We start from the raw sequence: 21923 nt of genomic DNA, 5'->3' as shown, positions 1-21923 counted from the left end.
TGGCCGTGCCGGTGTCTTCGCTACTGCCGTTGGCATCCAGCTTCTCCTCCACATTCTCTGTCCGTCAGGTCCGATACGCCCAGCGAGCGGTGACCGACACTGCTCTACTAACCCATATAGCTCTCCGGCGGTCTCAGATATTCCTCAGCATTCGGTTCGCTATGCCACAGTCGCTAGGCTAGAACGTAGTTCATCAGACGTCACCGGCTGAAACGAGATATCGTTCGTGTCCTCACCTTCCCTTGCTGATCATCCCGCCGACAAGCTCTGGCAGGCCCCCCACGCCAAGGGCCCCGTACGGGCCACCGTAGAGATCCCCGGCTCCAAATCACTAAGCAATCGCTATCTGGTGCTAGCGGCTCTGGCTAACGGCCCGAGCGAATTGACCGGGGTACTCGACTCCCGCGATACCGCGCTGATGAGGGACGCCTTGGAAGCCCTGGGTGCGACCATCACCCCCGGCGATGCACCGGGAAGCTATCGCATCACCCCGCTGAAACCCGGCACCCACTTCGCGGAACCGCTCACCATTGAGACGGGCCTGGCCGGGACGGTGATGCGCTTTATTCCCCCTGTTGCCGCCCTGATGCAGGCTGAGGTCCACTGCGTGGGTGACCCCGAAGCCAGTGCCCGCCCGATGGGCCCCTTGCTGGAGGGGCTGCGTCAGGCCGGAGTGCGCATCACCGCAGAGACTGCCCCGATGGCTCATCTACCTTTCACGGTCTACGGCACCGGCTCTGTGCCCGGCGGCACTGTTTGTATCGACGCGAGCGGTTCCTCCCAGTTTGTGTCCGGACTTTTGCTCTGCGCGGCCCACTACGAGCGCGGACTGTCGATCCGTCACACCGGGTCTAGGGTTCCCAGCCCAGAACACGTTGGCATGACTCTCAAGGTCCTCGCCGAGGTCGGCGTCGAGACCGCGTCCCCGGAGCCCGGGCACTGGATCGTCTCCCCTGGCCCCATCCGAGCCCGCAACACCGCAGTCGAGCCCGACCTGTCTAACGCTGGGGTGTACTTGGCCGCCGCGGTGATCACCGGTGGAAGGGTCTCCATCCCCCACTGGCCCCGGGAGACCACCCAGATTGGTGACCGGTGGCAGCAGATCCTGCCACGGTTCGGCGCCGATGTACAGTGGGTTCCAAACCCCGAGGATGACGCCTCTGGCACCCTGACAGTCACCGGTCAAACAGATTCGGCTGGGAAACCGATCATCCTCGGTGCCGGGGAAATTGCCGGCGCCGCCGAGTTGGTGCCGACCATTGCGGCCCTAGCCCTTGTCGCAGATTCCGAGACCGCACTGACCGGGATCGGTCATCTACGCGGCCACGAAACCGACCGATTGCACGCCATCGTCACCGAGGCCACGAAACTCGGCGCCCGGGTTCATGCCACCGACACCGCCCTGTGCTTCAGCCCGACGGAGCAGTTGCGCCCGGCGACCTTGGATTCCTGGGCCGACCACCGGATGGCAACCTTCGGCGCGCTGGCCGGTTTGCACATCCCCGGGGTCAGCGTCCGTGATATCACCACCACCTCCAAAACCATGCCACGGTTCCCGCTGGCTTGGTCGGAGCTCTTCGGCCTCGAGGCCACCGCAGAGAGGACGACGGTACAAGGATGAGCCGGTTCACCATTGATTACTCCGATTTTGACGAGTCGTCGGCCCGCACTCGCCCATCCAAGCGGGGCTCCCGGCCGCGCACTAAGCAACGCCCTGAGCACCACGACGCCGCGTTGGGACGAGTCATCGCCGTAGATCGCGGTCGCTATACGGTCTACCTGCCCGCACAACAACCCGGAGGACCTTCCTCCGCCTTGCATCAGCCACGTACTGTGGTCGCGATGCGCGCCAAAGAGATGCGCCGAACCGCGATCGTGGTTGGTGACCGGGTGGCTGTGGTCGGCGATCTCTCCGGAGCCGACGGAACCCTGGCCCGCATCGTGCGCCTAGCAGACCGCCAGAGCGTACTGCGCCGCTCGGCCGATGACTCCGACACCTATGAGCGCATCGTGGTCGCCAACGTGGATCTGCTCGTGATCGTCGTCGCCGCCGCTGATCCGGAACCGCGCACCGGTTTTATCGATCGCGCCCTGGTTGCAGCCTTTGATGCCGGCATTACACCCCTGTTGTGTGTGACCAAAACCGATGTGGCTTCTGCCCAACCCCTCGTCGACCACTACGCCGATGTTGATCTGGAGATCATTACCACCTCAGGGGATCCACACACTGCCGATCACACTGAGCTGAATGCCGAGGACGTCCACCGGCTCGCTGAGCGTCTCACCGGACACCGTAGCGCACTTGTGGGGCCCTCCGGCGTCGGCAAGTCCACCTTGCTCAACGCGCTGACCGGCGCCGACCGCGCCACCGGTCACATCAATCCCACCACCGGACGTGGCCGACACACCTCCTCCTCGGCGGTAGCGGTCCCATTGCGTGGCGAGCACACCGATGACACCGAACCGTCCTGGCTCATCGATACCCCCGGAATCCGTTCCTTTGGGCTCGGACTGGTCGACCCTGATGACGTGGTGGCCGGATTCGAGGAACTTCTGCCTGCTATTGCCGATTGCCCGCGCGGGTGCACCCACCGTGAGCAAGCCCGCGAGTGTGCCCTGGATGACTGGGTGGACTCCGGTCACGCTGGAAGTTCTGGGCCGGCCCGGCTGGCCTCGTTGCGCCGATTACTCGCCAACCGTGTTTCCAGCCCCGGCGACGAGGTAGCAAGAGGGTAATCTAATGAGCATGGCACTCGACAACAGCTGGCAAGGCTACCGTGATGACCTGAATCTCGCGCTGACCATTGCCGATAGCGTAGACGCCGTCACGACCGCTCGCTTTCACGCTCAAGACCTTCAGGTCTCCACCAAGCCAGACCTCACCCCGGTCACCGATGCCGATCGAGCCGCCGAGCAGCACATTCGCAACCAGCTAGCCCGTGCCCGCCCCCGCGATGCGATCTTGGGTGAAGAATTCGGTACCGAGGGCAATTCCTCCCGACGCTGGATCATCGATCCGATCGACGGAACCAAGAACTTTGTGCGAGGGGTGCCCGTGTGGGCCACGCTCATCGCCCTGGTCGAAGACGGGATCCCTGTCGTCGGCGTCGTCTCGGCCCCGGCACTACACCGGCGCTGGTGGGCCGCTCAAGGAAGTGGTGCCTTCACCGGTCGCTCGCTGGCTCGAGCAACCCAGCTTCATGCCTCCAACGTGAGCGTGATTGATGACGCGTCGCTGTCTTTCTCCTCGCTGGAGGGCTGGCGCCACCGCGGTAATATTCGCGAATTTTTGGAATTGACCTCAACAGTCTGGCGGGTGCGGGCCTACGGGGATTTTTGGTCCTACATGCTCGTGGCCGAAGGCGCAGTCGACATCGCCTGCGAGCCAGAACTCGAACTCTACGACATGGCCGCGCTCGTGCCGATCGTGACCGAAGCCGGTGGGCGGTTCACCTCACTCGACGGAGAACCCGGACCCTACGGCGGACATGCACTGGCCACCAATGACCTGCTGCACGATGAGGTCCTGGAGCGTCTCAACCCCAGCCTGCGCGGACAACAACGAGCCCAATGACGAAAACTATCGGCACCAGGGTCCGAGCTCGACTACACCCCGCCGTCCTCTTGGCCGTGGGGCTAGCCGGTGTGACCGGAGCCGTGGTGCGCTGGCTGGTCACCGTGGTCTTCCCCAACCCCAGTCTCACCCCCGGTGGCCTGACCACAGTCCCCCATGGACTCGGGTTTTCCTCGACCATCTGGGAACTGATCGTCATTAACCTCATCGGATCTTTTCTCCTCGGCATCGTCAGCGGCAGGCTGGCGACCTCACCCCGAGTGCAACGCCAACACCTGCCCAGCTGGCTACCACCAGCACTCACCACCGGTTTTCTCGGGTCCTTCACCACTGTCTCCGCCATGATGGTCTCCTACACCACCGGAGTCTGGGTATTAGGCTCAGTCGTCGGGCCCTCACCTGCCACCACTGTTGTCATCGCGATGCTCAGTGGCGCGCTACTGCTAGCCGGTGTGCTCGTGGCCGGCACCGCAGTCGCGCTGTGGGGCTACCGGCTGGGTTCCCGCCACTGTGCTTCAAGGCCAAGTCACCCGGCGCCCAGCACAGAGGAGTCGGCGTGATCGCCATCGCGTTCGTGGTAGCCGCTTTTTTCGGAGCCGTTACCCGCTACGTGGCGGATGTTTTGCTTCCGCGCTACGGTATTTTGCTCGCTAACATCGCTGGGTCGGCCATCGCCGGTGTGGTCGGTGGTTTGATACTCGGTTATGCGGATCTGGCCGAACAGGCCAGGCTGATTTGGATTACGGCGTTAGCAGGTTCGCTCACCACATTCTCCACGGTCTCCATGTCCACCGCCCACCACGTCATGGCTGGAAACCTTGGGCGAGCGGTCGGCACCTGGACTCTTCACATCGTCGCCAGTCTGGCCGTGGCCACTCTGGGGTTCACCCTGGCTATCACGTCGTTTAGCTGATTTCGCACCCCCAAAGATTCGCAACGTTGCCAAGCGCTACTGATCCAATAAATTCGAACGGATCAAGAACCGTTTGCCTTCCGGGGCTTCCACCGAGAAGCCTGCGCCACGGCCGTCGACAACATCTAAACACAGCCGAGTATGTTTCCAGACCTGAAACTGTTCAGCGGATATCCAGAACGGTAGCGTCTGACCTTCGCGGTCAGGTCGGTGGCCTTCACCTGGCGGGCCGGACATCTCGAACGTGCCCAGTAAAACGTCTGAGGCGCCCGTCTTAAAATCTCCGATCGGGAAACACATCGGCGAGGAGCCATCACAACATCCGCCTGACTGGTGAAACAGCAGGGGACCATGAAAAGCCCAAAGCTTTTGCAACAGCTCAAAGGCAGATCGAGTCATCGATACCCGGGAAAAATCTTCTCCGCTTATTTCTGGGCGGGCGACCAAAAATATCTCTGGGTCCGCGTTCTTCTCGGCAGTGTCGCTATGTGACGACATGGTGCCCTCCTTTCAGGGTATGCTTCACAGAAGCGTTGACCGGGCCCAGAACGCCACAGCATCCGCAGGCCCGGTCTTGTTCACTCAGTTGCTTTCGCTCGCGTTTAGAAGAAACCTAAAGCGGAATCGGAATAGGACACCAATAGGTTCTTCGTTTGTTGGTAATGCTCCAACATCATCAGGTGCGTTTCGCGTCCAATACCGGAGGACTTATACCCGCCAAAGGCCGAGTGGGCCGGATAACTGTGATAATTATTCACCCACACACGGCCCGCTTGAATATCTCGACCAGCCCGATAGGCTCTCGTACCATTCCGCGACCACACGCCAGCGCCCAAACCGTAGAGCGTGTTATTTGCAATCGAGATTGCCTCGTCGTAATCCGCGAAGGTCGTGACAGCGACGACAGGACCGAAGATCTCTTCCTGGAAGACACGCATATCATTCTTCCCTTTAAAGATAGTGGGTTGGACATAGAACCCCTCCGCGAGGTCTCCGTCCAGTTCAGCACGGCCACCGCCCGTCAGGACTTCCGCGCCTTCCTTAACTCCAATGTCCAGGTAAGACAGGATCTTCTCGAGCTGATCATTGGAAGCCTGTGCACCAATGACCGTGTCCGAATTGAGCGGGTCACCGTGACTAATGCGCTGAGTGCGAGCTACCGCCTGCTCCAAGAAGTCATCGGCGATCGATTCCTGCACGAGCGCTCGAGACGGGCAGGTGCAGACTTCGCCCTGATTGAGTGCAAAGAGCACAAACCCTTCTTGTGCTTTGTCGAAGAACGCATCATCGGCAGCCATCACGTCCTCGAAGAAAATATTTGGGGACTTACCACCTAGCTCCAGGGTTACGGGGATAATGTTTTCTGACGCATACTGCATGATGAGTCGACCTGTGGTGGTCTCGCCGGTAAAAGCAATCTTTCGAATCCGCGGATTCGAAGCCAATGGCTTACCGGCTTCCAGCCCAAATCCATTGACCACGTTGACGACCCCCGCAGGCAGCAGGTCCCCAATTAACTCCAACAGCACCAGAATCGAAGCCGGAGTTTGCTCAGCTGGCTTGAGCACGACAGCGTTTCCTGCTGCCAGCGCTGGAGCCAGTTTCCACACCGCCATCAACAGCGGGAAGTTCCAGGGAATGATTTGCCCGACAACGCCCAGCGGTTCGTGAAAATGATACGCGGTGGTGTCATCGTCAATTTGGGACAGCCGACCCTCTTGAGCGCGTATCGCCCCTGCGTAATAGCGGAAGTGGTCAATCGCCAAGGGAAGATCTGCGTTTAGGGGTTCTCGGATGGCTTTACCATTATCCCAGGTCTCAGCCACCGCAAGCTCTTCAAGATGTTGCTCCATCCGGTCCGCGATCTTCAACAGAACTCCGGCCCGTTCGGCCGCCGAGGCTTTGCCCCACGCTGATGCTGCAGCTTGTGCCGCATCGATCGCGACGTCAATGTCCTCCGCGGTTCCGCGAGCGACCTCGGTGAAGACTTTGCCGGTCACTGGAGTAATATTCTCGAAGTACTGACCTTTGACTGGTGCAACCCACTCGCCACCGATGTAATGGTCGTATCGTGATTTAAATTCCACCAGCGCGCCAGGCTGGCCGGGGTGTGCATATTGTGTCATCCTGACCTCCTAAAAACGGGAGTCCGTTGTTACGGTTACTCTTCAGAGACTCCTTGAATATGATCCTAATCACATGCCGGTTGCAGGCGGGTTGCAACGCATCCCGTCGATTTCACCAGTGCGCTCGAGGTTCAAGACAATTTCCGTTCGGCGCGGATGCTGCTCGGGCAGAATTTTGAGTGCAAGCATCATGACTTGCTCGTCTTCCTCGTCGTGACACGTATCGAGATACTTCAGCACTTGCTCGGCATTGGCTCTCTCCAGAACGAGCTCTCGTAACCACGTCGCCACTCGATGGCGCACCTCAAATACCCCCGGCGCGCCACTCTCTGGCAAGAACGATTGACTGCCGAAACCCAACGCCTGGTCAAGATCACCAGAGCGCAAGGCGTTCCATAGTTCCACGACATCAAGCTCCAGCGACGCCACAAGCCGATAGGGTCGAGACTCGACTTCAACAGCAAGCGCCGGTCGCGCAGCTAGGAATTTTCGCAAGCGGGTCATTTCAGCGCGCACCGTGACCACGTGCTCACCAGAGCCGAAAAGTTGCTCACTCAGCTCTTCCGCGCTCATGCCTCGACCGCGCTGATGTGCCTCCCAGCACAACAAGAAAAGAATTTCCGCATGACGTTGGCTCAGCTCTACGGCATTTCCCGCACCATCGACCAGCAAGGGCTTGGCTCGACCGACCGCACTTAGTGTCGTGGGCCCAAGCCCCGCCTGCACCCCACCGTGATAGAGACACGTTGGCATGCGGTCCGCGTAGAGCTCTCGCAGGTATCCTTCGCAAGCTAATCCGGTGGCTTTCATCAACGCCAGCGCATGCCCGGCAACGGCACGATCACCGCCCGTAATGTCCAGGGCCCCTAAGATCTTTCCGGTAATCGGGTCGCGAACAGGGACTGCTGTGCACGAGAAGCATTGGATATGGAGGGCAAAATGTTGTGTTCGTGCCACTTGAACGGGACGTCCGGTGACTAAAGCAACCGCAGGGGCGGACGTGCCCATGCTTTGCTCCGCCCAATTAGCGCCAGGACCGAAGGATAGATCCTCCGCGAGAGTCCGCGTGTGGTGGTCGCCCTCCACCCAGAGTAAGGTGCCGGCGTAATCGACGACGGCCACAATTAACCCTGACTCAGCCACGGAGTCCGTCAACACACTCCGCACCATTGGTAACAGAGCAGCAAGGGGGTGGTTTCTTCGATAGTCATCCAACTTCAGCCCGTCGTAGAACAACGGGGCGTCAGTCGACTCGGCGTCAAGAGAATGAGCGCGAGAGCGACGCCACGAGGCTTCCAACTCCGGAGGTAGTCCGCGGTAACTCAGACCACCGTTTGCGACCAGTCCTTCTCTCATCTGAGACCCACCTCAAAGAAGAGCGCTTGAATGTGATCATCATCACATACTCTAGGTGAGTCAAATACCCCTTGACAAGACCGACTCCCAGATCGAGACAGGTGAAGCTAGTTAGCTGTACTGACCGGACACATTATTCGATGGACACGTAGGCCAACTGCTCCACTGACCCTCTAACCAATTCGAGACGTCGGGAAATCTAGCTACCAATATCAGTAGCGTGAGCCACCAGACATTATCCTAAGGTGAGTCACTGCACCTCAGACGCTCAAGGATGGCCCCATCTATGGCTTCACCGACCACATTGTCGTCGAAGAAAACCGTCACAACAGTATTCGCCGTTGGTTTGATGTTGTTCTCGATGTTTTTTGGGGCCGGGAACCTGATCTTCCCTCCCATGCTCGGTATCGAGTCCGGCGATCGGTTTGCGCCTGCAATCACCGGCTTCCTGGTGGCCGGCGTGGTCCTACCGGTCATCACGATCATTGCTGTCGCAGTGTCTGGTTCCGGCGTCAGGGATATGGCCTCTCGAGCTGGCGTCATTTTCGGTGTCATCTTCTCAGTGGTTGTCTATCTCTCCATCGGTTCGTTTTACGCCATGCCACGCGTGGCAGCGATCGGTTACGAACTCGGCATTGAATCCACCTTTGGACTATCCGGTACAGGCTGGCGCGTGTTCTTTACCGGGCTCTTCTTTGCCGTCGCGTTCGTCATTGTGCTATTCCCAGGCAAGGTGGCCGACTCCTTGGGTAAAGTCCTCACCCCCGCCCTGCTCATTCTGTTGACCGTGATGACCATCGCCGTTATTGCGTCCATGAATAATCCCCCGGTAGCTCCCACCGAGGAATACGCTTCCAGCCCGCTGATCGCCGGAATTCTTCAGGGCTACTTCACCATGGATTCCATTGCCGCTCTGGCATTCGCCATCGTGGTGGTCTCCAGCTTCGGCGCTGCTGGCATAACCAACCACAAGAGAGTGGTAAAGCTCAGCGCAATCTCGGCCTGTATCGCCGGCTTCTTCCTCATGCTGGTTTACCTCGGTCTGGGCTTTATGGGCACGCGCATGCCGAATAAAGAAAGTTATTCCGATGGCGCAGAAATTCTGTCCAGCGCGTCGAAGCTGACTTTGGGATTGACCGGAGACATCATCTTCTCCGCTGTGGTTCTGCTGGCATGCCTGACCACCGCGGTTGGTCTGATTGCTGCCTCAGCGTCGTTCTTTGAAGAACTACTCCCCCAGCTGTCCTACCGTAGCTGGGCAATGATCTTCACCGTGATCGCATTCACTCTTGCTAATCTCGGCCTGGAACGCATCCTGACGTTCTCGACACCCATCATCGGACTGATCTACCCACCCGCAATAGCCTTAATCGTCACCAGCTTGGTCCACCTGCTGGTCCCGCGTCGCCAGTTACCACTGACCTACCGCACCGGTGTCTATGTCGCGCTGATCTTCTCGGCCCTTGATCTGATCGTGTCCAACAATCTGTTCGGTGCTGAGGTCCTGGCCGAGCCACTGGCGATCATCCCGTTGTTCTCAGCGGGACTGGGATGGATGGTCCCCACCGTCGTGGCAGCAACCATTGCCTTCATCTTCGATATGCAGCGCGGCCTGACCCGAGATGATGACCTCGTCTCAGGAGAAATCCGCGACCCTCTCCAAAGAGATGAGACGCCATCGTCCGACACGAGCCAGGCACTGAATCGCTCCTAGAGGCTCGCCTTTGACGCAAAGACCCTGTTCACAAATCGATGACATGAGCGGGGCTCGGTCGTCTTATTCCCAGTTAGCCCCCATCCTGCCGAGTTCTTCCCTGCAATCCGTGACATGTCGAACGTGGACCCTTTGTTTGAGGATGAGCGTGATTCCGCTACTTCCCTTTATGTGCAACGAAAAAGCCCGCCAACTCAACGAGTTAGCGGGCCTAGGGTGGAGACGCCGGGAATCGAACCCGGGTCCGATGTGAACTTCAGTAGGCTTCTCCGTGCGCAGTCTGTTCTGAAGTTTTATCGACCTCGATCGTCCCACAGACAGGCGATCATTCAGGTCTAGTCGGCTTCAGGTCTTCGTTGATTCCCCCGACAGGGTCAACGAACAGTGGCTATCTAATCGACGCCAGACACCGGGCCGATAGCATTCCCGGGCTGACGGACTCGATCACTGATTAGGCAGCGAGAGCGAAGTCAGTGCGCTTAGATTCGGCACTTAATTGATTGCAAAGGGCGTTTACGAGATGACTTTGCGTCCTCGGCACGCTTCCCTTACCTCAACTCACATCGTCGAAACCGATCGTCCCCTCTTCGATTATGTTCCACGAAATCGTGGATACACCAGAATAACCCGTCGAAAGTCCGCCCGCAAGTCACCGACGAGACTCATAGAAAGTCCCCGCGTAGGCAGGGGCCGTGCCTCAGGTAGTTTTCCCCGCGAAATGTCTTTACCGGTGGGCTGGGGTGGGGCGACGATGGGGTATGACGCATAAGGATGTTTCGATGCAGACTCGGATTGAAGTCACCAAGCACTATGCGGCCAGGTATGCTGCGGCTTCCAAGAAGGTCAAGGGTCAGATTCTGGATACGGTGGTGGAGCTGACTGGCTGGCACCGGGATCATGCCCGTCAGCAGCTCAAGCGCCGATTAGCTCAGCCTAAGGGTCGGGCCACCGCGACGGTGGCGGTCATCGATCGGCGCAAGACCAAGGCCCGCAAATACTCCTATGACGCCGTGAAAGTCTTGCAGTCGGTGTGGTCGGTCTCGGGTGGGTTATCGGGCAAATATTTGGCTGCCTCGATGGCTGATTGGCTCGAAGGCCTGGAGGCCTACGGTGGGCTGGTGGCCGGTCACAACCGCTACAGCGCCACAGTACGAGCAGAGTTATTGGCGATGAGTGCTGCCACGATTGACCGGTATTTGCAACCGGTGCGGGCCAAGGATCCGATCCGAGGCAAAGCCGCTACCAAACCCGATAGCCTGTTGCGCAATTCGATCACGATTCGTAAAGCCGGTGACGAGCTCGACGACGAACCCGGACTGTTTGAAGTCGACACGGTGGCCCACTGCGGGCCCACGCTCAAAGGCGAATTTGTGCGCAGTGTCAATTTCACCGATGTGCGCATCGGCTGGGTCTACACCACCGCGATCCGCAATAACGCTGCGAAACACGTTGTGGCCGCCTGCACCAACTTTGTAGACGCGATCCCGTACCTGGTCACCGCCATGGACTTCGACAACGGCAGTGAATTCATGAACTACGACCTGTTGGACTGGTCCGCCGACCACAAAGTGTTTTTCACCCGTGGCCGGCCCTATCAGAAAAACGACCAAGCCACCATCGAATCCAAGAACCATCACGCGGTGCGCAAATACGGGTTCTACTACCGCTACGACACCGCCGAGGAACTGGCGCTGTTACAGCGGTTATGGCCACTGGTCAATGATCGACTGAATTTCTTCACGCCAACCAAAAAACCCACCGGCTGGACCACCGACGCGGTGGGCCGCCGCCAACGAGTCTATGATCAGCCCACCTCGCCCTATCAGCGCCTTGTGGCGTCGGGGATCCTCAGCCCGGCACAACACCAACAACTCGCTGCTTACAAGGCCAGTCTGGACCCTGCGGCAATGGCCACCGAAATTGATGCCATCCAGCAGCAACTCATCCGCTTAGCTGCTGCTAAAACCCGCCAACTCCAACGCGAACTTGACGCCGCTGATCGGCCACCACACCCTGCTGGCATCAAGATCCACCGCCGCGCCAGCTAATCGAACATCCGGGGATTATTTGTCTGAGGCACGGCCTACCTTTCGCGGGGATCTTGACATGAGGCACCCCGGTCACGCGAGCTCCCTGATTGCCCGGGAGCTGTGTTCTTCTGCAAAGAGCTAAAACTCCAACGCGGAGACCCCGCGCCGGTTGGCTTGCCGCATCGCTCGTTGTGCCTCACGCGCATCTTGCTGCTCACGAAGTGCTTGGCGCTTGTCAAAGTCACGCTTACCCTCGGCAACGGCGATCTCTACCTTGGCGATACCATTCTTAAAATAGAGCTTAAGTGGCACAATGGTAACGCCTTTGTCCTGGACAGCGCGCTCAAGCCGATTCAATTCTGCACGGTGTAGTAGCAATTTTCTCCGGCGTCGCGATGCATGGTTCGTCCAAGAACCGTTGAGGTATTCAGGAATGTAGACCTGTTCGAGGTAGAGCTCACCATTGGTAAACTGGGCGAACCCATCACCAATCGAGGCTTGTCCCTCGCGTAGTGATTTAACCTCAGTTCCCATCAGAGACAGCCCGGCTTCATAGGTATCTTTGATCGTGTAGTTGTGACGAGCTTTCCGGTTCGAGGCAACAACCTGGCTATTGGGGTCAGGTGTTTTTTTCCCGTTCGATTTCTTCGCCATCGTCAGCCTCACCTCTTCCCCAAGATCTCGTTGAACATACCGGGCACATCTTGTCGATCAACCCAAAAATTATACACGTCGGCCCTCTCCGAAGTCATCTAACGGGTCAGAGAGGGTCGCGACGTGGAAATAGTTAGAGCAAGCCCTCGGGGTCAACCGCGGTCCCGTCTAACAGCGTTTCAAAGTGCAAATGGCACCCGGTGGAGTTACCGGTTGTGCCGGTATAACCGATGACGTCACCCTGGTTGACCTTCTGACCTGGACTGACGACGTAACGGGTCATGTGATGGTACTTTGTGGCCAATAGCCGACCGTTAACCTGCCCGTGCGAAATGACGACGCGACGACCCGAGGTCCACACGGCCCAGTCAGCGTTCATGACCGTGCCGGACGCGGCGGCCTTGATCGGTAGACCACAGCCACCGCCATAGTCGATTCCGGTGTGAACGTATCCGCCAGCTCCTCCATAGTCAAAAGTTCCGGCTGGGGTGGGACGCCACCCAAATCCAGAAGTCTGGTAGGTATTGAGGGGAGGAACCAGACCCCACGCCGAGGAACTGCTGGAAGGTTTCGAGGATCCCGAGGAGCCCGATGATTTGGACGACTCGTTGGCCGCAGCCTCTTCTGTGACTTTTTGGTCTGCGTCACGCGAGGCCTTAGAGGCTTCTTCGGCCTTTTTCCGTGCTTCTTCAGCCTCCTTGCGCTGACGTTCCGACGCCTTAGCGGCCGCTGCTCGTTCCTCTGCTTCACGAGCCTTACGTTCCGCTTCTTCTGCTTCCTTGCGTTTGCGTTCAGCCTCTTCGACTGCCTCTTGGTATTGGCCTTCTAAGTCCGAGGTTGCTGATTCTTGATCGAGCAACTCACGCTGACGCTGAGCGATGTCTTCGTTCACCGAAGATTGCTCGGCGCGGTTCTCGTCGATCTGCTTCTGAATCTTCGGACGTTCGGCCTTCAGTTCTTCCGTGAGCCGCTCGGTGTCGGACACCATCGTGTCCAACTCCTTCTTTGCGGCTCGAGCCTCGTCACGGGCTTTTTCTTCAGCTTCGAGAGCTTCCTCGGCCTGTGCCTGTAGCTCTTCGATTTCTTGTTCCACACCGGCGAGACGTGCGTCCGTATTACGGTCGGTGGCTGCCTGCTGGGAGGCCTGGGAAGACCGTGAGGATTGGATGCGTAGCGCCTGCTGAGTCAGTCCCATAGTCTCGGGCAGGGAGGAATCAGAAACACCGAGCATAAACGACAGATCTTGCGAGACCCCGCCACGCCGGTAGGCCTGGTGGGCAATCTGGCCAACTTCCTCGCGCGCTTGTGCAACCTGTTGTTCCGAGTCATCGATCTCGGCCTGAATTTCCTGACGACGTTGCTGGGCTGAGGTCAATCGACTCTTGAGCGACTGCACTTCATCCACGGCAGCTTGCACTCGAGACTCTGCGTCTTCAACAGCCTGTTGCGCACCGGGCAACTGCTCTTGCAACTCGTTGAGCTCCGTGACCTTTTTCCGGATGTCCTCATCGAGCCCTTCCAGGTTGGCATTCAAGTCGCCCCGGTCAGACTCCAGTTTTTGCTTTTGGCTTTCCAAATCCGACAAGGAATCAGACAAGTCTGATTCCTGCTGACGCGATTCGTCCAGCTGCTGTTGCAACTCATCGACCTTGTCCTGCGCATGGGCTGGCGCGATACTGCTGACTGTCAGCACCGCCATCAAGCCAGTCGCAATAACACACAGAGGTAGCCGGTTACGGCTCATGAAAAGTACTCCTTCACGGAACGGGGGAAGACGAAGGACTCAAGCAGGCCACTGCCGAGCTAGACCTTGAGGTATCGCCGCAATGTCAACCAGGACGAGACCGCAGCCAGAACCACGGCAATCACTATCAACAATGGTATGAGAACGAGGGCATCTTGCCCGGATATAAAGCCAGTGTCTGGATATTGGGTGGCCAACCAGTTACCAACAAAGAACTCTGCCAGTGCCCACGTCGTCACCGATGCCAGCACCGCGCCAAGGACCGCCGCCAACACACCTTCTGCCAGAAACGGGAGTTGGATCATGGATTTGGAGGCGCCGACCAAGCGCATAATCCCGGTCTCGCGTCGGCGGGAGAAGGCGGAGAGCCGGATGGTGGTCGCGATCAAAAGCGTTGCTGTCACCAACATCACCACGGCCAGTCCGACCGCAACGACTGAGGCGATGTTCATGATTGCAAATAACGACTCCAGCAATTCTCGCTGATCTGAGACCTCCTCAACGCCCGGCATATTGGCGAACATCTCGTTGATCACTTCGTATTGTTCGGGGTCTACCAATTTCACCCGGAATGATTCCGGGAGCTGGTCAGCCGTGACTACCTCAGCCATTTCGGAGTTGGCAAACTGCTCTTGGAAAATCTCCAACGCCATCTCTTGAGACTCGTACTCGTAGCTGTCGACATACTCTGCTGCTTGCGGCGATTCGAGCTGGTCTTCAATGGCCTGGCGTTGTTCATCGGTCACCGCGCCCGCCGAACAGGCCGCCGACAGGGAATTTTCGGTACACAAGAAGATCGCCACTTCAACCCGGTCGTACCAATAGCCCTTCATCTGGTTAATTTGTTGCTGAAGGAGACCGGCGGCTCCGACGAAGGTCAGGGACACAAAAGTCACCAGAATGACCGAGATGACCATCGAGAGGTTTCGGCGAATACCAGAGAAAGTCTCGCCGAAAATAAACCTAACTCTCACTGCTGACCCTCCTGGACGACCTGTTCCTGAACTGCCTCACCGCGCCGTGTGGCACGACGTGGCATCGGCTGGTCATCTCCATAGGCCTGCAGCTGGCGCTCGTGTTCAGGACTAATGGAGGGAGAGTAACCGCCTTCGGCTTCATCACGCACAATACGACCATCCACAAGTTCCACCACACGCTTTTTCATCGAGTTAACGATGTCGTGATCGTGGGTCGCCATCACCACGGTAGTGCCGTTCTGGTTGATCTTGTCCAGAACTTCCATAATTCCCCAGGACGTTTCGGGGTCGAGGTTACCGGTGGGCTCATCGGCCAACAGAATCGCCGGGCGGTTCACAACCGCACGAGCAATCGCCACGCGCTGTTGCTCACCACCGGATAGCTCGTGTGGCATCCGCTTCTCTTTCCCCGCCAACCCCACGGTCTCGAGCACATCGGGCACGTTTTGGCTGATCAAGGCATTACGTTTGCCTAACACTTGCATTGCAAAGGCCACGTTGGCAAACACGGTTTTGTTCGGCAACAACCGAAAGTCCTGAAAGACCACGCCCAAACCGCGTCGCAGGTGAGGAACCCGCCAGCTCGGCAGTTTGGCGACGTTTTTTCCTGAGACGTAGACGGAACCGGAGCTTGCACGTTCTTCTCGCTGGACCAGTCGGATAAAAGTTGATTTACCGGATCCGGAGGCACCAACTAAGAAGACGAACTCACCGCGTTCTATTTCAACGGTCACGTCTTCGAGTGCTGGTCGCGAGGTACGGTGATAAACCTTCGTGACATCTTCGAATCGAATCATGTTCTACTCCGACCGGGCAGAATACCCGCCGGCGGTGTGGCCTAATCGGGGAAGTCTTCCAGCGCCGGCCCTTCAAGAATAGTCACGAATTGGTAACCGTTGTGGGAGGCTGAGCCATGAGAGATGCTGTGTCGCCGAAGTCGACTAGTTCTCGTCCTCGCCGTCATGCCGGTCACCGGCACGCCACCGGATGCCAGCATCGATGAAGTCATCAATTTCGCCGTTGAAGACCTTATCGGGGTTACCTTCCTCGTGCCCGGTCCGCAGATCTTTCACCATCTGATAGGGATTGAGCACATAAGAGCGCATTTGATCACCCCAGCTGGCTTTTACGTCACCGGCGAGTTCTTTCTTCTTGGCATCTTCTTCCTGCTGGCGTAGCAACAGCAACCGCGACTGCAAGACCCGCAGGGCAGCAGCGCGGTTTTGAATCTGAGACTTCTCGTTCTGCATCGACACCACGATCCCGGTGGGAATATGGGTCATACGCACCGCAGAGTCGGTGGTGTTGACCGACTGACCACCAGGGCCTGAGGAACGGAACACATCGATCTTCAGCTCTGTCTCGGGAATCTCCAGCGAGTCATCGGATTCAATCACCGGCACGACTTCAACCGCGGCGAAGGAGGTCTGTCGACGTCCCTGGTTGTCGAAAGGAGAAATACGGACCAAACGGTGCGTTCCGGCTTCAACCGATAACGTTCCATATGCGTATTCAGCATTGACCTCAAAAGTTGCCGACTTCATCCCAGCTTCTTCGGCATAAGAGGTGTCCATCACCTTGGTCGGGTACCCGTGGCGTTCGGCCCAGCGCAAATACATTCGCATCAGCATCTCGGCGAAGTCGGCAGCATCCACACCACCGGCACCGGAACGAACAGTCACCACCGCCTCGCGCTCATCATATTCACCGTTGAGTAGCGTGACAGTTTCTAGCTGGCTAAGTGCATCGCGGATGCTGGAGAGTTCACTGGCCGCGTCATCCAAAATGGCCGGTTCTGACTCTTCCCTGGCCAATTCCACCATGACTTCGAGATCGTCAATGCGTGATTCCATGGTGGTCAACCGTTCCAGTTCGTGCTGACGCCGCGAGAGCTTGGAGGTGATTTTTTGAGCCTCATCAGGGTTGTCCCATAGATCAGGTGCCGCGGCCTGACGGGATAGCTCCTCGACGTCAGCGCGAATCTGCGGCAAGTCGGAGACTTCCGCAATCGAGGCATAGGTAGAACGTAGACCCGCGATCTCGGCGGGGAAATCAATTTCAGCCATGACCCTCCAAGCCTACGTCATCTGAGCCGGAGGGCAGAAAACGGCTCAGCGTTGCAGACTGGTGCGAGCGCTGGACTCTGCGTGCACCTCTACCCCATCGGGAAGAAACCAACTCACCACCGGGACCTCCGCCCGTGCGGTCAACTCCACCACCACTGTATCCCCGCCAAGGACTCGGACATCGACGACGTCAAGGTCGCCGAACCGCTGGTAGGCCCCCGAAGAATTGAGATAGTCTTCAACCCGACCCCGGGCCGACCGGGCATTGAGTCTTGGCGTTTGGGTTACCACGCTGTTGCTATTGGGTTCTGAGATGGCAGGTGTATCAAGACGAAAGTCGGCGGCCGCCACGGATGCCACAGTGTCGGCGGTCGATAGGAGCTTGCGCGACTGGAGATTGACCTGCGTGATTGCCAAGATCGTGACCGCACAGGACAACAAGACGGCGCATATCCCCATCAGCAAAATGCTGGTCTGTCCTGAATCTTCGCACATTCGGACACGCCATCGAGCTAGTATCTTACTCAAATTCACCCACTTGATAGTCAGCGACTGAGTTCAACGTGGCCACGCTGGTCGGGTTACCCAAGATACTGGGAACCAGCGGAAGACCCACACTAGTGGATATTTCGATCTGCGCTAGTGAGCCCGGAGCGGTGCAACTGTCAGGTGAGCAGTGAATGGCGACGGTAATTTGGTCTGGATCAACGCCGTAATCCTCCACGGTTCGCTCAATGCTGGCTCTGGCTCGTTGCTCGCCCTGTTCATCGTCCGAAGCCTGCGCAAGCATTCTCACGCCCTGATCAGCCGCTGCAACGGTGGCGTAGCCGGCGGATTGGATCTGGGCGATGAGTACTAAGAAATAGATCACCGGCACCAGTAGTACGGCAGCAAGTACCGTGAATTCCACGGTCGAAGACCCCTCATCGGCGCGATGGTCGCATCTATTGGGTGAAGCTATACGCATGGCCACTCACCTCCCACGTGACAGGAGCGGCGACGAACCCGACCATGGGGATGCCGTGCTCGACGGTGATGGTAATCAACTCCGCTCCATCACCACCGGGTACTGCGGAAACCTGAGCACTCACCTGAGCCTGCGAAGCCCCCGGTATCGACTCGGTCAGTAGCGTCTCGGCCCGCTCCACGCCGTCGCTGACGGACTTATCAGCTAGCCCCGCATAACGGGCGCCTGCTGAGGCCGCGTCAATCATCGTATTGCGCGTGTGAATAATGACCGCTAGTTGCATGATCGAAACCATCAGCACCGCAATGACGGCGATGATCATGGTTGATTCCGCCACGGCGGAGCCACGCTCACCTCGCAACGAACCGGTGGATTCCCACATCTTAGTTTGTTGAAACTTGATCGATCGCCTGGTTGAAGAGGTCTGCCAGAGCCGGGCCGGCAAGTGCCAGCAGGCCAGCCACCAGCACAGCCGACATCAGGGTAATCATCACCCAGCCTGGAACATCTCCTCGTTCATCTCGTCCCAGGCGCTGGAGTGAATTGGACATCCAGATCATCAACGTAATCAGGCTCTTCATAGTGTGTCTCCTTCTTGTCGTGACTTACTCGTCGTGGATTTCTGGTCATTCCTTTTTTGGGGGGTGATCTAGTCTGTATTGCTCGAAACTCTCAAACACCGAGGTTCAATAGCGAGAGGCCCGGATAGACGGCAAAGAGGACTGTCAGAGGCAGGATGCCGAAGATCAATGGGGCCATCATGCCGATCTCTTTCTTGCCCGCGACTTCCATCAAGTTTCGTTTCGACATCTCACGGACATCATGGGCTTGTGCCCTTAAGACCTGCGACAGCGGAGTACCGCGTTCCAAGGCCACCAAGAGCCCAGAGATGAATCGTTCGACGGCCGGTATCTGGACCCGGTGGTCACAGGACCGCAGGGCAGTAGCGAAGCTGCAACCGGCATGGAGATCTCGCATCACGCGATCAAATTCGGTAGCCAGCTCTCCCTCAGCGGAGTTGGCCACCCGTTCGATGGCACCCTGTGCAGTGTCTCCGGCCGATACTGACAAAGCAACTAGTTCGGTCACGGTGGGAAACTCCGCCAAGATACGGGCTTTGCGACGAGATACCTGGGAGCTGAGAACATTATCCCGCAAGAAGAAACCCAGGACGCCAAGACCAAGAACCACGATGACGCCTAGCAGGGGCGTGAGTGAGTAGTTCACGGCAAGCCCGATACTGACCACCATTCCGGCGGATGCTCCAAGTAGGGCATACATGAGTTGCTCTGTGCGATACTGTGCCACGGTCATCTCGAGGCCAGCACTCCACAGTTTTCTCTGTAATTGGTCAGAACCGAGGTTCATCATATCCAGCAGTCTGGCCACTCGACCCAGCAACGGGGCGGCCAACTTGTAGATCGTACCGAGGACCCCACTGGGCCGAGCCGTCACCGGTGCCGTCGCAGGAGCAAATCCCCGGAGCTGAGGTTGGACGCGCTGGACTAGCGAGGGCGACCCACCTGTCCACACGACCAACATGATCAATACAAGACCGGTACCTAAAAGTGCCCCGCACCCTAAGGCCAACCAACTTGGCACGCTCATAAAACTCTCCTCTCAGCCGGAAGAGCCCCAATCCTGCGCATTAGCCAATAGCACAAGGCACTAACCACCACGCCGAACAGCAACACGAGCATGCCTGCCATCGTTTGATAAGCAGCCAACGCCTGCGGTTGTGTTGCCAAAAGTAGTAGCACGACCCACGGCGCGACCACAGCCAGACGCGCCCCGTTGATAGTCCAAGACTGTCGCGCTTCCAGTTCAGCTCGAGTTTGTGCCTCTTCACGCAAAAAGTCCGCCAAGGTCTCCAGTACTGCACCAATATCTGCGCTACCGACATCCCGGGTCATCATCAACGATGCCGCCAGCCGATCGGCTACTGGATCGGCCAGACGCTCCTTAAGGCGTGTTAGGGCATCAGAGAACCGCATTCCGGCCCGATAATCTGCGGTGAAATCTTCCAACGCGGGTCTGAGTTCTTCGGGACCGTGAATCGCCAATTGTGACAACGCCTCGGGCAACGTCAATCCGGCACGAATCGCGGACCGTAAATGGTCTACCGCCTCGGGCCATACCTCGCGCATCGTCGCTTGCCGTTTTCTGGCTGACGATTTCAAGATGCCAAATGGAAGCAGAGCTGCGAAGAGTCCAAAGCAGATCCCCAACGGAACCGCTCTCGTCAGGGCAATCATGACCAGCCCCACCACCAAAGCCAAAATGGCCGAACTAGCCACGACAGTGGGGACGGTAATGCGTTCGATCCCAGAACGAATAACCAGGTTCTGAAGTCCTGACACGCGAGAGGGCTTGCGACTCTCCTGGGCAGGCTGGGCCCACCATGACAGCCAAATCAGGAGTAGCCCGACCCCTAGGATGAGCCCGAGCAACACGCTCATGCGTTCGCGCCCATCAAAGCGCGGACGTCCATACCGTGGTCACGAAACTTTTTGCTATCCACCAAACCGCTGGGGTTAAAAACTAGTTCGTGCTCTGGTCGATGAAAGACTGGAGCCGATTCGATCACACCGGCTTCGACACGTTGCCCGACCGCACGGATCTCAGCTATCCGTCGCTGTCCTCGGCGGTCTTTTTCACAGTGCACCACCAGGTCAAAACAACTGGTCACCGTCGGGACCACGAATTGTGAGGTGATATTGTCCCCTGCCAATAAAGGTAGCGTGCAGATTTTGGTGAGTGCATCCTGGGCACTGTTGGCGTGCACCGAGCACATTCCCGACAGTCCGGCGTTCATCGCAATGAGCATGTCCAAGCTTTCGGCCTCACGGACCTCTCCGACAATAATCCGGTCCGGACGCATCCGCAGGGCTTCTTTTACCAGGCGACGCAACGAAATCTCACCATAACCTTCCAGATTGGCCTGCCGACACTGCATGCTCACCACGTCACGAACCGGTATCTGCAGTTCAAAGATCTCCTCAACGGTAATCACTCGCTCTCTGGCCCCGATGGCAGCGGATAGACAATTCAACAGAGTGGTTTTCCCGGCTTGAGTGGCACCGGACACCAGAATGTTCAGCCCGGCAGTCACGGCAGCCTCTAAAAACATGGCGGCTTGAGCGGTTAGCGAGCGGGTACGGACCAAATCCTGAAGGTTGTGCGCTCGAACAACGAATTTTCGAATGTTAACGGCCCAGTGTTGTGCCGTAATCTCCGGAATAACCACGTGGAGCCGTGATCCGTCGGGTAAGGCAGCGTCAACGAACGGTGAGGACAGGTCGAGTCGACGCCCCGAACTTTTCAGCATCTTCTCGACCAAGTCTCGAACCTGTTGCGCACTCAACGAGACATTGGTCAACTCTGTGGTGCCACCGCGAGCGCAGAAAACTTGGTCGGGAGAGTTGATCCAGATTTCTTCGACAGAATCATCGTCCAGCAGCCGTTGCAGCGGTCCGAAACCAGCGACAGCGTCTAGCACGGCTTTTTGAGCAACCTCACGATCGGCCAAAACCGGCACGCTACCTGTCAGTGAACGCGCATCATAGTTCTGTGTGACGTGGTAGACGAGGTCTCGAACTGCAGTGAGATCTTTAGAAGGGTCAATATTGGATCGGCGTATCTCTTCGCGAACTTCTGTTTCCAGTATGCGCAAAGCGTCCATCGAATCATTGCTCCCCTTCAGCAACCAAAACTGTCGTCTGACATCACAAAACTGTGACCCCACTCACTGTAAACAATAAATTGAGCTGAGAAAACAGTGGTTCCTGAAATTTCTGGATAA

General features: G+C 57.8%; 22 protein-coding genes and 1 other RNA gene. 7 read left to right on the top strand and 16 right to left on the bottom strand.

Going from position 1 to position 21923, the window contains the following annotated elements; translation table 11 throughout:
- Positions 1-226: 226 nt before the first annotated feature.
- The 5 genes from aroA to DCC24_RS12030 are packed head-to-tail and all read left to right on the top strand — an operon-like array spanning position 227 to position 4487.
- On the top strand, positions 227-1621 hold the full coding sequence (gene aroA, locus DCC24_RS04040; protein ID WP_110098640.1) for a 3-phosphoshikimate 1-carboxyvinyltransferase: 1395 nt from the start codon (positions 227-229) through the stop codon (positions 1619-1621).
- Positions 1618-2736 carry a ribosome small subunit-dependent GTPase A gene (gene rsgA, locus DCC24_RS04035; RefSeq protein ID WP_110098639.1) on the top strand — a complete coding sequence of 373 codons (1119 nt, stop codon included), beginning with the start codon at positions 1618-1620 and terminating at the stop codon, positions 2734-2736. Before aroA ends, rsgA begins: the two co-directional genes overlap by 4 nt.
- A 10-nt stretch (positions 2737-2746) precedes the next feature.
- Positions 2747-3574: a histidinol-phosphatase gene (gene hisN / locus DCC24_RS04030; RefSeq protein WP_110098638.1), complete on the top strand. Its 828-nt coding sequence runs from the start codon at positions 2747-2749 to the stop codon at positions 3572-3574.
- Entirely contained in the window at positions 3571-4134 is a 564-nt protein-coding gene (locus DCC24_RS04025; protein WP_110098637.1) for a CrcB family protein, read from the top strand. Before hisN ends, DCC24_RS04025 begins: the two co-directional genes overlap by 4 nt.
- Positions 4131-4487 (top strand): CrcB family protein, encoded by a 357-nt coding sequence (locus DCC24_RS12030; RefSeq protein WP_158524594.1) that lies wholly within the window; start codon positions 4131-4133, stop codon positions 4485-4487. Before DCC24_RS04025 ends, DCC24_RS12030 begins: the two co-directional genes overlap by 4 nt.
- A 36-nt stretch (positions 4488-4523) precedes the next feature.
- Here DCC24_RS12030 and DCC24_RS04015 read toward each other — a convergent pair whose 3' ends face one another.
- The 3 genes from DCC24_RS04015 to DCC24_RS04005 form a co-directional block, all read right to left on the bottom strand.
- On the bottom strand, positions 4524-4985 hold the full coding sequence (locus DCC24_RS04015) for a DUF779 domain-containing protein (RefSeq protein WP_110098635.1): 462 nt from the start codon (positions 4983-4985) through the stop codon (positions 4524-4526).
- 104 nt (positions 4986-5089) lie between these two features.
- Positions 5090-6613, bottom strand: a complete 1524-nt coding sequence (locus tag DCC24_RS04010) for an aldehyde dehydrogenase family protein (protein ID WP_110098634.1) — start codon at positions 6611-6613, stop codon at positions 5090-5092.
- Positions 6614-6682: 69 nt separating this feature from the next.
- Positions 6683-7969 carry a helix-turn-helix domain-containing protein gene (locus DCC24_RS04005; RefSeq protein WP_110098633.1) on the bottom strand — a complete coding sequence of 429 codons (1287 nt, stop codon included), beginning with the start codon at positions 7967-7969 and terminating at the stop codon, positions 6683-6685.
- 286 nt (positions 7970-8255) lie between these two features.
- Between DCC24_RS04005 and brnQ the strand changes: the two genes are divergently transcribed.
- Positions 8256-9683: a branched-chain amino acid transport system II carrier protein gene (gene brnQ, locus DCC24_RS04000; RefSeq protein WP_183145568.1), complete on the top strand. Its 1428-nt coding sequence runs from the start codon at positions 8256-8258 to the stop codon at positions 9681-9683.
- Between the two features lie 214 nt (positions 9684-9897).
- On the opposite strand, the gene ssrA is transcribed toward brnQ, so the two are convergent.
- Positions 9898-10267: a transfer-messenger RNA gene (ssrA, locus tag DCC24_RS03995) on the bottom strand.
- A gap of 195 nt (positions 10268-10462) precedes the next feature.
- Here ssrA and DCC24_RS03990 point away from each other — a divergent pair.
- Positions 10463-11731 (top strand): transposase family protein, encoded by a 1269-nt coding sequence (locus tag DCC24_RS03990; RefSeq protein WP_233491973.1) that lies wholly within the window; start codon positions 10463-10465, stop codon positions 11729-11731.
- A 120-nt stretch (positions 11732-11851) separates the two neighbouring features.
- Here the strand turns inward: DCC24_RS03990 and smpB are convergent, their stop codons facing one another.
- From smpB to DCC24_RS03930, 12 genes are all read right to left on the bottom strand, one after another.
- Positions 11852-12367: an SsrA-binding protein SmpB gene (gene smpB, locus DCC24_RS03985; RefSeq protein ID WP_110098630.1), complete on the bottom strand. Its 516-nt coding sequence runs from the start codon at positions 12365-12367 to the stop codon at positions 11852-11854.
- A 133-nt stretch (positions 12368-12500) separates the two neighbouring features.
- Positions 12501-14111 carry a M23 family metallopeptidase gene (locus DCC24_RS03980; protein ID WP_110098629.1) on the bottom strand — a complete coding sequence of 537 codons (1611 nt, stop codon included), beginning with the start codon at positions 14109-14111 and terminating at the stop codon, positions 12501-12503.
- 59 nt (positions 14112-14170) lie between these two features.
- Positions 14171-15085 carry a permease-like cell division protein FtsX gene (gene ftsX / locus DCC24_RS03975; RefSeq protein ID WP_110098628.1) on the bottom strand — a complete coding sequence of 305 codons (915 nt, stop codon included), beginning with the start codon at positions 15083-15085 and terminating at the stop codon, positions 14171-14173.
- Entirely contained in the window at positions 15082-15885 is an 804-nt protein-coding gene (ftsE, locus tag DCC24_RS03970; protein WP_110098627.1) for a cell division ATP-binding protein FtsE, read from the bottom strand. The genes ftsX and ftsE overlap by 4 nt, the downstream gene beginning before the upstream one ends.
- Before the next feature lie 144 nt (positions 15886-16029).
- Positions 16030-17154 (bottom strand): peptide chain release factor 2, encoded by a 1125-nt coding sequence (prfB, locus tag DCC24_RS03965; RefSeq protein WP_110098626.1) that lies wholly within the window; start codon positions 17152-17154, stop codon positions 16030-16032.
- A gap of 45 nt (positions 17155-17199) precedes the next feature.
- Entirely contained in the window at positions 17200-17649 is a 450-nt protein-coding gene (locus DCC24_RS03960) for a hypothetical protein (protein ID WP_110098625.1), read from the bottom strand.
- A gap of 25 nt (positions 17650-17674) precedes the next feature.
- The gene (locus DCC24_RS03955) at positions 17675-18121 is read right to left on the bottom strand and encodes a TadE/TadG family type IV pilus assembly protein (protein ID WP_146206276.1); all 447 of its coding nucleotides are present in this window, start codon (positions 18119-18121) and stop codon (positions 17675-17677) included.
- A complete protein-coding gene (locus DCC24_RS03950) occupies positions 18099-18503 on the bottom strand; it encodes a TadE family protein (protein WP_110098623.1) in 405 nt (134 codons plus the stop codon). Before DCC24_RS03950 ends, DCC24_RS03955 begins: the two co-directional genes overlap by 23 nt.
- Position 18504: 1 nt before the next feature.
- Entirely contained in the window at positions 18505-18702 is a 198-nt protein-coding gene (locus DCC24_RS03945) for a hypothetical protein (protein WP_110098622.1), read from the bottom strand.
- Between the two features lie 91 nt (positions 18703-18793).
- Positions 18794-19729: a type II secretion system F family protein gene (locus tag DCC24_RS03940; protein WP_110098621.1), complete on the bottom strand. Its 936-nt coding sequence runs from the start codon at positions 19727-19729 to the stop codon at positions 18794-18796.
- Entirely contained in the window at positions 19726-20580 is an 855-nt protein-coding gene (locus DCC24_RS03935) for a type II secretion system F family protein (RefSeq protein ID WP_110098620.1), read from the bottom strand. Before DCC24_RS03935 ends, DCC24_RS03940 begins: the two co-directional genes overlap by 4 nt.
- Entirely contained in the window at positions 20577-21803 is a 1227-nt protein-coding gene (locus DCC24_RS03930; protein WP_110098619.1) for a CpaF family protein, read from the bottom strand. The genes DCC24_RS03935 and DCC24_RS03930 overlap by 4 nt, the downstream gene beginning before the upstream one ends.
- Positions 21804-21923 lie beyond the last annotated feature (120 nt).

This window comes from Auritidibacter sp. NML100628, from assembly GCF_003185985.1.
Classification (GTDB): Bacteria; Actinomycetota; Actinomycetes; order Actinomycetales; family Micrococcaceae; genus Auritidibacter; species Auritidibacter ignavus.
Note: the sequence above shows the minus strand (reverse complement) of the source record. Positions and strands in the feature narration are given on the sequence as shown.